This is a genomic window from Micromonospora aurantiaca ATCC 27029 (genome assembly GCF_000145235.1).
Taxonomy (GTDB): Bacteria; Actinomycetota; Actinomycetes; order Mycobacteriales; family Micromonosporaceae; genus Micromonospora; species Micromonospora aurantiaca.
This window is the reverse complement of the sequence record NC_014391.1, coordinates 786256-801837: the sequence shown is the minus strand read 5'-3', so window position 1 is coordinate 801837 and position 15582 is coordinate 786256. Positions and strand designations below refer to the sequence as shown.

Genomic DNA, 15582 nt, shown 5'->3' with positions numbered 1-15582 from the left:
AGGCAATGGCGGCGGAAACCACTGACCTTGACGACCTTCGCGTACGCGCCGAGCGCTGGCTCGCCGACGACCCGGACCCGGACGACCGCGTCGAGCTGCGCACGGTCCTCGACGGGCTGCCCGGCACGGCGGCCGACCTGGCCGACCGGTTCGCCGGCCCGCTGACGTTCGGCACCGCCGGGCTGCGCGGCCCGCTGCGGGCCGGGCCGAACGGCATGAACCTCGCCGTGGTCACCCAGGCCGCCGCCGGGCTCGTCGGCTGGCTCGCCGCCCAGGGCGGCGAGGGCCCGCTGGTGATCGGGTACGACGCCCGGCGCGGCTCCCGTGCCTTCGCCGAGCGCACCGCACAGGTGGCCACCGGTGCTGGCCGCCCGGCGCTGCTGCTGCCCCGGCCGCTGCCCACGCCCGTGCTGGCGTTCGCGGTCCGGCAGCTCGGCGCGGTCGCCGGGGTGATGGTCACAGCCAGCCACAACCCGCCGCAGGACAACGGCTACAAGGTCTACCTGGGCGCGCAGCTCGGCGGTGAGCTCGGCGCCGGCGCGCAGATCGTGCCGCCCGCCGACGCCGGCATCGAGGCGGCCATCCGGGCGGTCGGCCCGCTCGCGGCGGTGCCGCTCGGCCCGGCCGGTCAGGTGCTCGGCGACGACATGGTGACCGCGTACGTGGAGCAGGCCGCCGCGGTGGTGGACCCGGCCGGACCGCGGGACCTGAAGGTGGCATACACGCCGCTGCACGGGGTGGGTGGCGCGGTGCTGACCGCCGCGTTCGCGCACGCCGGTTTCGGCGTTCCAGGCGTGGTGCCCGAGCAGGCCGAGCCGGACCCGGCGTTCCCGACCGTGAGCTTCCCCAACCCGGAGGAGCCGGGCGCGGTGGACCTCCTCGTCGCGCTCGCCGACCGCACCGGCGCCGACCTCGCCGTCGCCAACGACCCGGACGCGGACCGCTGCGCGGTGGCCGTACGCGACGCCGGGTCCTGGCGGATGCTGCGCGGCGACGAGGTGGGCGCGCTGCTCGCCGACCACCTGATGCGGCGCGGCGTGACCGGCCTGTACGCCACCACGATCGTGTCGTCGGCGCTGCTGCGGGCCATGGCGGCGGCCCGGGGCCTGCCCTACGACGAGACGCTCACCGGGTTCAAGTGGATCGTGCGGGCCGGCGGGGGCCGGGAGCCGCTGGTGTACGGCTACGAGGAGGCGCTGGGCTACTGCGTCGCGCCGGGTCACGTCCGGGACAAGGACGGCATCACCGCCGCGCTGACGGTCGCCGAGCTGGCCGCCGGTCTCAAGGCCGAGGGCCGTACGCTCCTCGACCGGCTGGACGAGCTGGCCGCCGAGTTCGGTGTGCACCACACCGAGCAGCTCTCGGTCCGGGTGGAGGACCTGCGGGTGATCGCGGACTCGATGGCCCGGATCCGGGCGGCCACCCCGACCACGCTGCTCGGGCAGCCGGTGACCGAGGCGTCCGACCTGCTCCCCGACGCGGACGTGGTGATCCTGCGCACCGGCGCGGCCCGGGTGGTGATCCGGCCGTCGGGCACCGAGCCGAAGCTCAAGGCGTACCTGGAGGTGGTGGAGCCGGTGACCGGCGGCGACGTGCCCGCGGCCCGGCAGCGCGCGCGGGCCGCCGTCACCGAGCTGCGCAACGAGATCGCCGCCGCCCTGGGCCTCTGACCCCTGGTGCAAGGAAGGGCCCCTTGTTAACGCCTGGCGTTAACAAGGGGCCCTTCCTCTACCTGAGGCGTTAAGAGGGGGCCCTTCCTTACCGCTTGCCCAGGGCGGCGTCGACGGCCTGGCCCAGCGCGGCGATGACCAGGCTGATCGACGGGCGTACGACGCTGTCGTCCAGGCTCACCGTGCCGGAGAACCCGGCGCCGGCGGCGATCTCCTCCAGGCGCCGGCCGGCGTCCTCGGCGGCCGGGCCGGTCAGCCCCAGCGCGGGTTCCATCCGCAGCACCGCGACCAGCGTCGCGAGCGCGGCGGTCCGCTCGTCCGGGAGCTGCCCGCTGGTCAGCGCGTCGGCCAGCCGCTGCCGGATGTCCGCCTCGACCGAGGCGTCGGCCACCGGGTAGCGGTGCACGTGGATGAAGCCCAGCTCGGTCTCGTCGACGTCGCGGACCACGCCCCGGCCGCAGAGGTCGGAGAGGATCCGATCGCGCAGCCCGTGCCGCAGTCGCTGCACCCACGACGACGGCGTGTGCGGGGTATCCGCGGCGATCTTGGCGAGTACGGCGTCCGCGATCGGCTCGCCGGTCGGGGCCGGGTCGACCACCGCCAGGTTCCCGTCCGCGTACGCGACCCGTCCGGCCAGGGCCAGCTCGACCAGCACCGCGGCGGCCATGCCCAGGTCCAGGCTGATCCGTGGCATGGTGGCCTTGCCGGTTTCGTCGTCATACGCGAGGAGCAGCAGCTCCTCGGCGAGCGCAACACCAGTCATGGCCCGGAACGCTAGCGCCTCCCCGCACCCCCGCGCATCGACTCGCCGGGGCCGCCCGATTCACGGCGAGAGGGCCCTTCCCAGCAGGAAAGAGCCCTCTCCACCGAATCGCCGGATTGCCGAATTGCCGGCGGCGCCGCGACGCCGGAGCCCCGGCGTCGCCGGTGCCGGATCCGGAACCCGGACGGCCGGGTCAGAAGCGGGGCATGCCGCCGAACTGGCGGTCGCCGGCGTCACCCAGGCCGGGGACGATGAACTTCGAGTCGTTCAGTCCCTCGTCGATCGAGGCGGTGACCAGGCGCAGCGGCAGGCCGGAGCGCTCCAGCCGCTCGATGCCGACCGGCGCGGCCAGCACGCAGAGCACGGTGATGTCGGTGCAGCCCCGGTCGGCAAGCAGCCGGCAGCAGTGCTCCAGCGAGCCGCCGGTGGCGAGCATCGGGTCGAGCACCAGCACCGGCAGGCCGCTGAGGTCGCGCGGCAGCGACTCCATGTACGCGCGGGGCTCGTACGTCTCCTCGTCGCGGGCCAGGCCGACGAAGCCCATCGACGACTCGGGCAGCAGGCCGAGCGCGGCGTCGGCCATGCCGAGACCGGCCCGCAGCACCGGCACCAGCAGCGGCGGGTTCGCCAGCCGGCTGCCCTCGGTGGCGGTGACCGGGGTCTGGATCGAGTACTTCTCGACCGGGAAGGAGCGCGCGGCCTCGTACACCAGCATGGTGGTGAGTTCGCGCAGCGCCGCCCGGAACGACGACGAGTCGGTCCGGGCGTCCCGCATGGCGGTCAGCCGCGTCTGGGCGAGCGGATGGTCAATGACGTGTACGTCCACGATCGCTCAACCTACCGTTTGGCGGTCCGGCGCAGGGCGGGTGCGGTACGACCAGCGACACCGCTCACGTATGACGCTCACGACCGGTCGTCCGTGAGCAAGATCACTCGACTCGCGGGTGCGTACTATTCGGGGCATGACGGCGACAACGACGTCGGCCCGGTCGGACCTCACCGAGCTGGGACGATCCGAGACCGCTCTGCGGACCTTCCTGCACGGCCTGCCCGGCGTGGACCAGGTCGGCGCGGAGCAGCGGGCGGCGCAACTCGGCACCCGCTCCATCAAGACCACAGCCAAGGCCGAGGCGATCGACCTGGCGATCCGGATGGTCGACCTGACCACCCTCGAAGGGGCGGACACCCCGGGCAAGGTGCGCGCGCTGGCCGCGAAGGCGCTGCGCCCCGACCCGGCCGACCCGAGCTGCCCGCACGTCGGCGCTGTCTGCGTCTACCCGTCGATGGTCCCGTACGTGGCCGAGGTGCTGCGCGGCAGCGGCGTGCACCTGGCCAGCGTGGCGACCGCGTTCCCGTCCGGCCAGGCCCCGCTGGAGATCAAGCTCGCCGATGTGCGGGCGGCGGTCGAGGCGGGCGCGGACGAGATCGACATGGTGATCAACCGGGGCGCGTTCCTGGCCGGGCGCTACTCCGACGTCTACGACGAGATCGTGGCCACCAAGGAGGCATGCGGGGACGCCCACCTCAAGGTGATCCTGGAGACCGGTGAGCTGGCCACGTACGACAACGTGCGGCGCGCGTCCTGGCTCGCCATGCTCGCGGGCGGTGACTTCATCAAGACCTCCACCGGCAAGGTCCCGGTCGCGGCCACCCTGCCGGTGACGCTGGTGATGCTGGAGGCGGTCCGCGACTTCCGCGCCGCCACCGGGCGCCAGGTCGGCGTCAAGCCGGCCGGCGGCATCAAGACCACCAAGGACGCGATCAAGTACCTGGTCATGGTCAACGAGACAGTCGGCGCGGACTGGCTGAGCCCGGACTGGTTCCGGTTCGGCGCGTCGAGCCTGCTCAACGACCTGCTCATGCAGCGCACCAAGCTGACGACCGGCGTGTACGCCGGCCCCGACTACTTCACCCTGGACTGAACGCGATGTTCGAATACGCACCCGCCCCCGAGTCCCGCTCGGTGGTGGACATCAAGCCCTCGTACGGGCTCTTCGTCGACGGCGCGTTCGTCGACCCGGCCTCCGGCGGCAGCTTCAAGTCGGTGAACCCGGCCTCCGAGGAGGTGCTGGCCGAGATCGCCGAGGCGGGCGCCGACGACGTGGACCGCGCGGTCCGCGCCGCCCGGAGCGCGTACGAGAAGGTCTGGGGTCCGATGCCGGGCCGCGACCGGGCCAAGTACCTGTTCCGGATCGCTCGGCTCATTCAGGAGCGCTCGCGTGAGCTGGCGGTGCTGGAGTCGCTGGACAACGGCAAGCCGATCAAGGAGTCCCGCGACGTCGACCTGCCGCTGGTCGCCGCGCACTTCTTCTACTACGCGGGCTGGGCCGACAAGCTCCCCCACGCGGGCTTCGGCCCCGACCCGAAGCCGCTCGGCGTAGCGGCCCAGGTCATCCCGTGGAACTTCCCGCTGCTCATGCTGGCGTGGAAGATCGCCCCGGCGCTGGCCGCCGGCAACACCGTGGTGCTCAAGCCGGCCGAGACCACCCCGCTGACCGCGCTGCTGTTCGCCGAGATCTGCCAGCAGGCCGACCTGCCCGCCGGCGTGGTGAACATCGTCACCGGCGCCGGCGACACCGGCCGGGCGCTGGTCGAGCACCCGGGCGTGGACAAGGTGGCATTCACCGGCTCCACCGAGGTGGGCCGGGCCATCGCCCGCTCGGTCGCGGGCACCCGCAAGAAGCTCACGCTGGAGCTGGGCGGCAAGGCCGCGAACATCGTCTTCGACGACGCCCCGATCGACCAGGCCGTCGAGGGCATCGTCAACGGCATCTTCTTCAACCAGGGGCACGTCTGCTGCGCCGGTTCCCGGCTGCTGGTCCAGGAGTCGGTGGCCGACCGGGTGCTGGAGTCGCTCAAGCGCCGGATGGCCCAGCTCCGGGTCGGTGACCCGCTGGACAAGAACACCGACATCGGCGCGATCAACTCGGCCGAGCAGCTGGCCCGCATCCGGGAGCTGTCCGACGCCGGGTCCGCCGAGGGCGCGGAGCGCTGGTCGCCGCCGTGCGAGCTGCCGGAGCGCGGCTTCTGGTTCGCGCCGACCATCTTCACCGGCGTCACCCAGGCCCATCGGATCGCCCGCGAGGAGATCTTCGGCCCGGTGCTGTCCGTGCTGACGTTCCGCACCCCGGCGGAGGCCGTCGAGAAGGCCAACAACACGCCGTACGGGCTGTCGGCCGGGATCTGGACCGACAAGGGTTCCCGGATCCTGTGGCTGGCCGACCGGCTGCGCGCGGGCGTGGTGTGGGCCAACACGTTCAACAAGTTCGACCCGACGTCGCCGTTCGGCGGCTACAAGGAGTCGGGCTACGGTCGCGAGGGCGGCCGGCACGGGCTGGAGGGGTACCTCAATGTCTGAGCGGGTCGCGGTACGCAAGACGTACAAGCTCTTCATCGGCGGGAAGTTCCCGCGCAGCGAGTCGGGACGGTCGTATCTCGTGCAATCCGCGAACGTGTCTCTTGCCTCCCGGAAGGACGCGCGGGACGCGGTAGTCGCCGCCCGCGCCGCGGTGAAGGGCTGGGCCGGGGCGACCGCGTACAACAGGGGTCAGATCCTCTACCGGGTCGCCGAGATGCTGGAGGGCCGGCGCGAGCAGTTCGTCGCCCTGGGCGTCCCCGCCGACGAGGTGGACGCGGCGATCGACCGCTGGGTCTGGTACGCCGGTTGGTCCGACAAGCTGTCCCAGGTGTACGGCGGGGCGAATCCGGTGGCCGGCCCGTACTTCAACCTGTCCGCGCCGGAGCCCACCGGCGTGGTGGCGGTGGTGGCACCCGAGGAGCCCGCGCTGCTCGGCCTGGTGAGCGTGATCGCCCCGGCGATCGTCACCGGCAACACGGTGGTGGTGGCCGCCTCCCCGGCGGCGCCGCTGGCGGCGGTGACGCTGGCCGAGGTGCTTGCCACCTCCGACCTGCCCGGCGGGGTGGTCAACATCCTCACCGGCCGGCTGACCGAGACCGTGCCGACGCTCGCCGCGCACATGGACGTCAACGCGATCGACCTGACCGGCGTCGCCGACGCCGAGCTGGCGGCCGACCTGGAGATCAAGGCCGCGGAGAACCTCAAGCGGGTGCTCCGGCCGGCCCCGGCCGACCACGACTGGTACGCCGATCCCGGCATCACCCGGATGACCACGCTGCTGGAGACCAAGACGGTCTGGCACCCGAAGGGCGTCTGACCGGCGCAGCCCAAGTCCGGCCCGAAGTGGCGGCACACCCCCAGCCGGGTTGCCGCCACTTCCCCTTCCACCCACCTCCCTGAGCCGGTGTCGATCTCACCCGGTGCGCACGCCAAGATCGACGTCATTCCCCCGAAGTGGCCACATCAGCCACCCCCGGACAACACCACCTCCCCGAGCCGGTGCCGACCTTGCTCCAACCTGCCCCCTCGGCCAGCAAGATCAACGCCAGCTCCGCGAAGCGGCCGCATCCCACCCGCCCCAGATAACGCCACCTCCCCGAACCAGCGTGGATCTTGTCCACGCACCCCCACCCCGGACTTCAAGATCAGCACCAGCACGGCGAGGTGGCTGCATCAACCCGCCCGGGACAGCGCCACCTTCCCGAACTGGCGTGGATCTTGCCCGCGGTGCCCGCCCGGATCAGCAGGATCAACACCAGACCCCGGAGTGGCCTGGACAAGGCCCCGATGCCGCCCGAAGCCAGCAAGATCAACACCAGCTCCGCGAAGTGGCCACATCGACCAGCCCGGGACGGCGCCACCTCCCCGAGCCGCGTTGATCCCACCCGGAGCACCCATACGGAATGACCAAGATCAACACCAGTGCGCCGAAGTGGCTGCATCAACCGGCCCAGGACGGCACCACTTCCCCGAACTGGCGTGGATCTTGCCGACGGGCGCCCACACGACCGCGGCATGGTCGGCACCGGTTCGCCGGGAAGCGGCCCGGACTCCCCGTCAGCAAGATCGACACCAGTACGCCGAAGTGACTGCATGGACCGACGCAGGACGGCACCACTTCCCCGAGCTGGTGTTGATCTTCGGGAGCGGGGAACGGGGACCGGGGGCGACGGAAGGGATCTACTACCGGGGGTAGGATTGACGGGTGACTCGGCTGGGGGACCTTGAGCGTGCGGTGATGGACGTGCTGTGGGACGCGGCGCCCGCCTCGTCGGACGGGGTGACCGTGCGCGAGGTCGCCGACGCCCTGGACGGCCGGGAACTCGCCTACACCACTGTGATGACCGTGCTCGACCGGCTCGCCGGCAAGGGCATGGTGCAGCGTGAGCGGGAGGGCCGCGCCTGGCGTTACCGTCCGGCCGCCACCCGCGAGGCGCACATCGCCCAGCTCATGCTCGAAGCCCTCGACCTCGGCGGCAGCCGGGACGCCGCGCTCGTGCGCTTCGCCCGCTCGGTGACCGGCACGGAGGCGGACGTGCTCCGCGCCGCGCTCGGCGCCGAGGCCGGGGCCGCGCTCGGCGCCGAGGCCGGGTCGACTGTCGAGGACGGACCGGCCGGCCGGGTCGAGAACCCCCGGCCCGGCCGGCCGGCGCTCGACGAGGCGACGGACCGGTAGGGCGGCTGCCGTGGCGTACGCCCTGCACTTCGCCGCGATCATCCTGGCCTGCTGGCTGACCGCGCAGGTCCTCGCCGCCGCGCGCTGGACCTGGCGGGCACCCCGGGTGGCGATCATCTGCTGGCAGGCGGTCGGGCTGGCGCTCGGCCTGTCCGCCATGGGGCTGCCGATGGCGCTGGGGCTCGACGCGTACGACCGGGCGACCGGGCACGCGCTGCTGGCGCTGGCCGACGACCTGGCCCACGGCACGCTGCCGGCCGGTGTGGGCGCGGTGCACCTCAGCCTGGTCGGCGTCGGTATCGGCATCGGCGCGGTGCTGCTCACCACGACGGTCCGCAGCCTGCACGGCGCGGTCCGCGCGCAGCGCCGGCACCGGGAGCTGCTGCACCTGGTGGCCCGGCGTGACCCGACGGTGCCCGGCGCGCTGGTGCTCGACCACCCGAGCGCGGCGGCGTACTGCCTGCCCGGGGTGCGTCCCCGGGTAGTGGTGAGCGCGGGCACGCTCGACCTGCTCGACCCGGCCGAGCTGGCGGCGGTGCTCACCCACGAGCGGGCGCACGCGCAGGAGCGGCACGATCTGGTGCTGCTGCCGTTCACCGCGCTGTGCCGGGCGCTGCCCTGGTTCCGGTGGGTGCGGGACGCGCACGCGCGGGTGGCGCTGCTGGTCGAGATGCGTGCCGACGACAAGGCCCGGGAGCTGCACGCGGACGCGCCGCTGGCCGGTGCGCTGCGCCGGTTCGCCGCCGCCGAGCACCGGGTGCAGCCGGCCGGCACGCTCGGACTCGGCGACCGCGACCTCGACGTACGCGTGCAGCGGCTGCTCGTCGCGGACCGCCCGCCGCGGGTGCTCGGCGCGATGGCGCTGGCTGTCGCGGGCACGCTCGTCTCCCTGCCGTTCGCCCTGTTCCTGAGCTGACGTCGCCCCCTACGGGACTTCTCCGGGTTCGCGCGCCCCTATAGGTAGCGAGGCTACGTGTAGGTTGGCTACGACAAGAGAGCCAACCCATGGGAGGACGACAGTGGACCCGCTGCTCCTCGCCCGCCTCCAGTTCGCCACCACCACCTCGATCCATTTCCTGTTCGTGGCGGTCACGCTCGGCCTGGTCACGCTCCTGGTCGGGTTGCAGACGGCCGGCTACCTGACCGGCAAGCCGGTGTACGAGCGGCTGACCCGGTTCTGGGGCCAGCTCTACGTGATCAACTACGTGCTCGGCATCGCCACCGGCATCGTCATGGAGTTCCAGTTCGGCCTGAACTGGAGCGGGCTGTCGCGCTACGTCGGGAACGTCTTCGGCGCGCCGCTGGCCATCGAGACGCTGGTGGCGTTCTTCCTGGAGTCCACGTTCCTCGGCATGTGGATCTTCGGGTGGCACCGGCTGCGGCGCGGCGTGCACCTGGCGCTGCTCTGGGGCGTGGCGATCACCGCGTACGCCTCGGCCTTCTGGATCATGGTCGCGAACGCCTGGCTGCAGAACCCGGTCGGGTACGAGGTCCGCGACGGCGTCGCCCACCTCACCGACTTCGGCGCGCTGCTCACCAACCCGACGTTCGGCATGGCGTTCGGTCACGTGATCTCGGCGAGCCTGGTCACCGGCGGGCTGCTGATGGCCGCGGTGAGCGCCTGGCACCTGCTGCGGCGTACCCCCGACTACGCGCTGTTCCGCACCTCGCTGCGGCTCGGCCTGGTCACCGCGGCCCTGGCGGTCAGCATGCTCCAGGGTTTCGGCTTCGCCCAGTTCGGGCCGGTCGGGCAGCTCCAGCCGACCAAGTTCGGCGGCGGGCCGGAGCGGGACGCGCTCGTCGCCGACTGGACCGCGCGCTTCGGCCCCGGCGACTGGGAACCGCCGGTGCTGTCGAACGTCGGCCTCGGCTTCATGATCCTGATCGGCTTCACGCTCGGCGCGCTCTGGCTCCTGCTGCCGCTGCTCTGGCGCGACTGGATCATCAGGTTGAAGGCGCCGCTCTGGCTGATCCTGCTCGGCCTGCCGCTGCCCTTCGTGGCGATGCTGCTCGGCTGGATCGCCCGCGAGGTCGGCCGCCAGCCCTGGGCCGCGTACGGGCTGCTGCCCACCGCGCAGGCCGTCTCGCCGGTCTCACCGGGGCTGATGCTCACCTCGCTGATCGGGTTCAGTCTGCTGCTCGGCGCGCTCGCGGTGACCAACTGGACGCTGCTGGCCCGGCACGCGGCCCGTGGAGCGCAGGACCCCGCGCTCGGCCGCCCGCCCGCGCCCGACACCGACGCCCGCCACCAGCCCGTGTTCGTCTGAGGGAGCCCGACGTGGAACTCGCCTGGTACGCCCTGCTCGGCCTCTTCTTCGCCACCTACCTCGTGCTCGGCGGCTACGACTACGGCGTCGGCCTGCTGCTGGCCCGACGTGGCCCGGCGCCGGGCAACCGGGCCACGCTCACCGCGCTCGGGCCGTTCTTCCTCGGCAACGAGGTCTGGCTGGTCGCCGCCGTCGGCATCCTGTTCGGCGCGTTCCCCCGGCTGGAGGGCGAACTGCTCTCCGGCTTCTACCCGGCCGTGCTCGCCGCGCTGGCGGGGGTGGTGCTGGTGACCGCCGGGGTGCAGTTGCGCAGCCGCCCGGCCTCCGCCGCCGCCCGCGCCCGCTGGGACCGGGTGGTGGTGGTCGGCTGCCTGCTCGCCGCGCTGGGCTGGGGCGCGGTGCTCGCCGGGCTGCTCCAGGGCGTGCCGTTGAGCGCCGACGGCCACGTGGTCGGTGTCGGTCATCTCGCCACCCCGTTCGTCGCCGCCGCCGGGCTGGCGCTGCTCGCGCTGGTGGCGGTGCACGGTGCGACGTTCCTCACGCTCCGGCTGCCCGCCGCCGAAGCCCCGGCGCTCGCCCGGCTGGCGAGCGGCCTGGTGCCCGCCGCACTCGTCGCGGTCGGCGCGGCCACCGTCCTGGGTGTGCTCTCCGATCGGGTACGCGCCGCTGTGGCGCGCCCGGCTGTCGCCGTACTCCTGCCGTTGGCGCTCGTGGCGGCGCTGCTGGCGGCCCGCGCGGCGCTGCGGCGGGGCCGGGCCGGGGTGGCCTTCGCGGCGACCGCGACGGCGCTGGCGCTTCCGGCGCCGCTGATCGGGGCCGCGCTCTGGCCCCGGATCCTGGTCTCCACTGCCGACCCGGCGGCGTCGCTGACGGTGGCCGAGGCGGCCGCCGGCCGCCCGACGCTGGCGCTGTTGGGATGGCTCGCGTTACCGCTCCTGCCGGCCCTACTAGGCTTTCAGGCGATGTGCTGGTGGGTTTTCCGGGGACGGATCGACGGCAGGGCACCGGTGTACTGGTGAACCGCCGCCCGTTCGACCCGCGTCTGCTGCGTCGGGTCCCCGCGGCCCGGCGCGACCTCGCCGTGCTCGCGGTGCTGGGCGGGCTCACCGCGCTGCTGGTGATCGCCCAGGCCACCGCGCTGGCGACACTGCTGGCGACGGCGTTCGACGGGCGGCTGCACCGGCCGGCGCTCGCCGGGTTCGTGGCCGCTGTCGCCGGGCGGGCGCTGGTGAGCTGGGCGCAGGGCACCGTGGCGGCGCGGGCCGCCGCCACGGTGAAGGCGGCGCTGCGCGCCGACCTGCTCGGCGCGGTCGGCCGGCACGGCCCCACCTGGGTCGCCGGGCAGCGGGCCGGGCAGCTCGCCACACTGGCCGGGCGCGGCCTGGACGCGCTCGACCCTTACTTCACCGGCTACCTGCCGCAGCTCGTGCTGAGCGTCACGGTGCCGGTGGCGGTGCTGGCCCGGATCGTGTTCGCCGACTGGAGCTCGGCGCTGATCATCGCGCTCACCATCCCGCTCATCCCGATCTTCGGCGCGCTGCTCGGCTGGCAGGCGCAGGCCGCCACCGAACGGCAGTGGCGGCGCCTGTCGCTGCTCGGTGGGCACTTCCTCGACATGGTGGCCGGGCTGCCCACGCTGCGCGCGTTCGGCCGGTCCCGGGGGCAGGTCGACGTGGTACGCCGGATGGCCGACGGCCACCGCCAGGCCACCATGAAGACGCTGCGGATCGCGTTCCTGTCCGCGCTGGTGCTGGAGCTGGTCGCCACGCTCTCCGTCGCGCTGGTCGCGGTGCCGGTCGGCATCCGGCTGCTCGGCGGCGGCCTCACGCTCTCCACCGCGCTGCTGGTGCTGCTGCTCACCCCGGAGGCGTACCTGCCGCTGCGGGCCGCGGGCAGCCGGTTCCACGCCAGCATGGAAGGACTCACCGCGCTGGACGAGGCGCTCACGCTCTCCGCCACCGCCGAGCCCGCCACCGCCGAGCCGCGCCGTCCGGCGCCGCGCGGCCGTGGTGAGATCCGCTTCGAGGGCGTCACAGTCGCGTACGACCGGACCACAGCGCTGCGCGACGTCACGCTGACCGTCCGGCCCGGCGACCGGGTGGCGATCATCGGGCCCAGCGGCGCGGGCAAGAGCACGCTGCTCAACCTGCTGCTCGGCTTCGTCGCACCGACCTCGGGCCGGGTCACGGTCGACGGGGTGGACCTGGCCGGGGTCGACCTCGACGCCTGGCGGCGCGAACTGGCCTGGGTGCCGCAGCGGGCGCACCTGTTCGCCGGGTCGCTCGCCGACAACATCCGCCTGGGCGCACCGGAGACCCCTGACGCCGCGCTCGCCGCGGCCGTCACCGGCGCCGCGCTCGACGAGGTGGTAGGCGCCCTGCCCGACGGGCTGGACACCCGCCTCGGCGAGCGCGGTCACGGCCTGTCCAGCGGTCAGCGGCAGCGTGTCGCCCTGGCTCGTGCGTTCCTGCGGGACGCGCCGATCGTGCTGCTCGACGAGCCGACAGCGCGGCTGGACAGCGCCAGCGAGGCGGTCGTGCTGGACGCGACCCGGCGGCTGGTCGCCGGACGTACCGCGCTGCTCGTCGCGCACCGGCCCGCGCTGCTCGCCGACGCCGACCGGATCCTGCGCGTCGAGGACGGCCGGGTCACCGAACTGCACCCGACCGCCACCGGACCGGGGGTGCCCCGATGAGCCCCGTCTCCCCCGCCCGCCCGGCGGTGACCCGGTGACCGCCGGCGACGGCGTGACGCCTGTGGGCCGCGAGCCGGCCGGGCCGACGGGGGTTCCGGTGCCGCCCTCCGGCTCGCCGGAACCGCCCGCGCCCGCCCGGCCCGGGGCGGAACGGGCGGTGCTGCGCCTGGCCCGGCCCTACCTGAGCCGGCTGCTCGGCGCCGGGCTGCTCGCCGCCGCCACCGAGTTCGCCGGCCTGGCGCTGATGGCCACCGCCACCTGGCTGCTGATGAGCGCCGCCGGCCGTCCGCCGCTGGACCGGCTGACGGTGGCGATCGTCGCGGTCCGGGCACTGGCGGTCAGCCGGGGCGTGTTCCGGTACACCGAACGGCTCGCCGGGCACGACGCCGTCCTGCGCATGATCACCGACGTGCGGGCGCGCGTCTTCGCCACGCTCGCCGCCCGTCGGGAGACCGGCCGCCGTACCGGGGACGCGCTGAGCCGCCTGGTGTCGGACGTGGAGGCGGCCCAGGATCTGCTCCTGCGCGTCCTCGTACCGGGTGCGGCGGCGGCGCTGGTCAGCGTGCTCGCGGTCGGCGTCGCCGCGCTGATCTCGCCACCGGCCGCCGGTGTGCTCGCGATCGGCCTGCTCGTGGCGGGCATGGCGCTCCCCGCGCTCGCCGCCCGGATCACCCGCCGCGCCGCCGACGAGGTGGCCCCGCTGCGGGGCGCGCTCGCCGTCGACGCGGTCGACCTCACCCACGGCGCCGCCGACCTGGCCGCGTTCGGGGCGACAGGCGCCGCGCTCGCCGCCGCCGACGAGCGGGCCGCACGGCTGGCCCGGCTGGAACGAAGGCTCGCCGCGACCGGCTTCGCGGTGGACGCGCTCGGCGTCCTCGTGGCTGGTCTCACCGCCGCCGCCGTGGTGGTCGTGGCGCTGCGCGCCGAGGTCGGCGGCGTGCTCGTCGGCGTCCTCGCGGTCGGCTCGCTCGCCGCCGTGGAGGTAGCGCTCGCGCTCGTCGCGGCGGCCCGCCAGCGCACCCAGCTGCGGGCCGGGCTGGCCCGGGTCGCCGACCTGCTCACCGAGCCCGGCCCGGCGACGCCACCGGACGCGCCGGAGCCCACTGTCGACGGCCACGACGTGCGGTTCGCCGACGTGACGGTCCGCTACCGGGCCGGCGCCGCCCCCGCCCTGGCCGGATTCGACCTCGACCTGCCGGCCGGCCGACGGGTGGCGGTGGTCGGGCCGAGCGGCGCCGGCAAGAGCACGCTCGCCGCGGTGCTCACCGGCGCGGTACGCCCCGACACCGGCCGCGTCACCGCCGGCGGCGTGCCGGTGTCCGAGATCCCGGCCGAGCACCTGCCCCGGGTGGTCGGCGGCCTGCTCGCCGAGGCGTACGTCTTCCACGCCACGGTCAAGGAGAACCTGCTCCTCGGCCGGCCGGACGCCACCGAGGCGGACCTGACCGCCGCGACCCGGGCGGCCGGCCTGCTCGACTGGGTACGCGAACAGCCAGACGGCTGGGACACGGTGGTCGGCGAGCAGGGCGGGCAGCTCTCCGGTGGGCAGCGGCAGCGGCTCGCGCTGGCCCGCGCGCTGCTGGCCGCCCCACCGGTGCTGGTGCTCGACGAGCCGACCGAGGGGCTCGACCCGGCGGCCGCCGACGCGGTGCTGGACTCCACGCTCGCCGCCACCCCGGCCGGGCACTCGGTGCTGCTGATCAGCCACCGGCTCAGCGGCCTCGCCGGGTTCGACGAGATCGTGGTGCTCGAAGGCGGCCGGGTGATGCAGCGCGGCCGGCACGACGAGCTGGTGGCGCGCCCCGGCTGGTACCGGGAGCAGTGGCTGCGCCAGGAGGCGGCCGAGCGCGGCTACCTGGCGATCACGCCCTGACGTCCGGCCGATCGGGGTTTTCCCTGACGCGGGTTGTCGCCCGCCGGTGGCAGGCTTACCCGCATGCGGGTGCATGAGGAGGCAGTGGTCGACCGCCGGCTGCACGAGTTGTCCACGCGGTTGCACGGACCGAACCGGCTCAAGGCCGACCTGCTGACCGAGGCGCGGCACGCGCTGGAGGACGCCGTCGAGGCGTACCGGGAAGGGGGCCTGCCGCGCGCGGAGGCGCAGCGGCGGGCGGTCGCCGAGTTCGGCAGCGACGCCCAGCTCGTGCCGGGTTTCCAGGCCGAGCTGGCGGTCGGCGCGCTGCGCGGGCTGGCGCTGCGCACGCTCGTGGTGGCGGTGGTGCTCATCGCCGCCGGTGACCTGACCTGGCAGGGGTCGAGCTGGAGCGACGGTCCGCCCCCGCCACAGAGCTACCTGCTGCTCTCCGCCGCGCTGAACGGCATCTGGGGCGTGGTCGCCGCGCTGGCGCTGGTCGCGCTGCTGGTCGGTCCGCTGGTCGCCCGATGGGGTTCACCGCGGCTCGTCCGCCCGGCGCGGCTGATCGGTTTCGGTCTGACCGGCAGCCTGCTGCTCGGCGCGGTCGCCGGGGGCGCGCTGTTCGGCTGGTCGATCGGGCTGTGGGACGCCGCGCTCACCTGGCCGCCCCTGGTCATCGGGATGGTGGTGGTCTCGGCGGCCTGGTTCGCGCTGGCCCGGGCGGCCCGCTGCTGGGTGCTCGCCGACCGCCGGCTGGCCGGCTGAGCGGCCGCCCCTCGGCCTTGCTGCTCGGGCGTC

At 74.2% G+C, this 15582-nt stretch carries 13 protein-coding genes; 11 read left to right on the top strand and 2 right to left on the bottom strand.

From position 1 onward, the window contains the following. Positions 1 to 5: 5 nt before the first annotated feature. Positions 6 to 1670 carry a phospho-sugar mutase gene (locus tag MICAU_RS04030; protein WP_013284011.1) on the top strand — a complete coding sequence of 555 codons (1665 nt, stop codon included), beginning with the start codon at positions 6 to 8 and terminating at the stop codon, positions 1668 to 1670. Positions 1671 to 1758: 88 nt separating this feature from the next. Here the strand turns inward: MICAU_RS04030 and MICAU_RS04025 are convergent, their stop codons facing one another. Both MICAU_RS04025 and upp read right to left on the bottom strand, forming a co-directional pair. After that, complete coding sequence (locus MICAU_RS04025; RefSeq protein ID WP_013284010.1) at positions 1759 to 2433, bottom strand: GOLPH3/VPS74 family protein; 675 nt, start codon at positions 2431 to 2433, stop codon at positions 1759 to 1761. Between the two features lie 193 nt (positions 2434 to 2626). Then, positions 2627 to 3259, bottom strand: coding sequence for a uracil phosphoribosyltransferase (gene upp / locus MICAU_RS04020; protein WP_013284009.1), 633 nt, complete (start codon positions 3257 to 3259; stop codon positions 2627 to 2629). Positions 3260 to 3395: 136 nt separating this feature from the next. On the opposite strand from upp, the gene deoC reads away from it, so the two are divergent. From deoC to MICAU_RS03970, 10 genes are all read left to right on the top strand, one after another. After that, a complete protein-coding gene (deoC, locus tag MICAU_RS04015) occupies positions 3396 to 4355 on the top strand; it encodes a deoxyribose-phosphate aldolase (RefSeq protein WP_013284008.1) in 960 nt (319 codons plus the stop codon). Positions 4356 to 4360: 5 nt separating this feature from the next. After that, positions 4361 to 5791, top strand: coding sequence for an aldehyde dehydrogenase family protein (locus tag MICAU_RS04010; RefSeq protein WP_013284007.1), 1431 nt, complete (start codon positions 4361 to 4363; stop codon positions 5789 to 5791). After that, positions 5784 to 6608 (top strand): aldehyde dehydrogenase family protein, encoded by an 825-nt coding sequence (locus MICAU_RS04005; protein ID WP_013284006.1) that lies wholly within the window; start codon positions 5784 to 5786, stop codon positions 6606 to 6608. The genes MICAU_RS04010 and MICAU_RS04005 overlap by 8 nt, the downstream gene beginning before the upstream one ends. 888 nt (positions 6609 to 7496) lie before the next feature. Next, positions 7497 to 7967, top strand: coding sequence for a BlaI/MecI/CopY family transcriptional regulator (locus MICAU_RS04000; protein WP_013284005.1), 471 nt, complete (start codon positions 7497 to 7499; stop codon positions 7965 to 7967). Positions 7968 to 7977: 10 nt separating this feature from the next. Then, positions 7978 to 8883 carry a M56 family metallopeptidase gene (locus MICAU_RS03995; protein WP_013284004.1) on the top strand — a complete coding sequence of 302 codons (906 nt, stop codon included), beginning with the start codon at positions 7978 to 7980 and terminating at the stop codon, positions 8881 to 8883. 103 nt (positions 8884 to 8986) lie between these two features. Then, positions 8987 to 10234 (top strand): cytochrome ubiquinol oxidase subunit I, encoded by a 1248-nt coding sequence (locus tag MICAU_RS03990; RefSeq protein WP_013284003.1) that lies wholly within the window; start codon positions 8987 to 8989, stop codon positions 10232 to 10234. An 11-nt stretch (positions 10235 to 10245) separates the two neighbouring features. Beyond that, the gene (locus tag MICAU_RS03985) at positions 10246 to 11253 is read left to right on the top strand and encodes a cytochrome d ubiquinol oxidase subunit II (protein WP_013284002.1); all 1008 of its coding nucleotides are present in this window, start codon (positions 10246 to 10248) and stop codon (positions 11251 to 11253) included. Beyond that, positions 11250 to 12929, top strand: a complete 1680-nt coding sequence (gene cydD / locus MICAU_RS03980; protein ID WP_013284001.1) for a thiol reductant ABC exporter subunit CydD — start codon at positions 11250 to 11252, stop codon at positions 12927 to 12929. Before MICAU_RS03985 ends, cydD begins: the two co-directional genes overlap by 4 nt. 34 nt (positions 12930 to 12963) lie before the next feature. Next, a complete protein-coding gene (cydC, locus tag MICAU_RS03975) occupies positions 12964 to 14802 on the top strand; it encodes a thiol reductant ABC exporter subunit CydC (RefSeq protein WP_013284000.1) in 1839 nt (612 codons plus the stop codon). 63 nt (positions 14803 to 14865) lie between these two features. Further along, entirely contained in the window at positions 14866 to 15549 is a 684-nt protein-coding gene (locus tag MICAU_RS03970) for a permease prefix domain 1-containing protein (protein WP_013283999.1), read from the top strand. Positions 15550 to 15582: the final 33 nt, after the last annotated feature.

What these genes read in the sequence shown, in the direction of transcription:
- deoC (WP_013284008.1), top strand. Translation starts at nt 3,396, where the DNA reads ATGACGGCGACAACGACGTCGGCCCGGTCGGACCTCACCGAGCTGGGA.
- MICAU_RS03970 (WP_013283999.1), top strand. Translation starts at nt 14,866, where the DNA reads ATGCGGGTGCATGAGGAGGCAGTGGTCGACCGCCGGCTGCACGAGTTG.
- MICAU_RS04030 (WP_013284011.1), top strand. Translation starts at nt 6, where the DNA reads ATGGCGGCGGAAACCACTGACCTTGACGACCTTCGCGTACGCGCCGAG.
- MICAU_RS04010 (WP_013284007.1), top strand. Translation starts at nt 4,361, where the DNA reads ATGTTCGAATACGCACCCGCCCCCGAGTCCCGCTCGGTGGTGGACATC.
- MICAU_RS04025 (WP_013284010.1), bottom strand. Translation starts at nt 2,433, where the DNA reads ATGACTGGTGTTGCGCTCGCCGAGGAGCTGCTGCTCCTCGCGTATGAC.
- MICAU_RS04005 (WP_013284006.1), top strand. Translation starts at nt 5,784, where the DNA reads ATGTCTGAGCGGGTCGCGGTACGCAAGACGTACAAGCTCTTCATCGGC.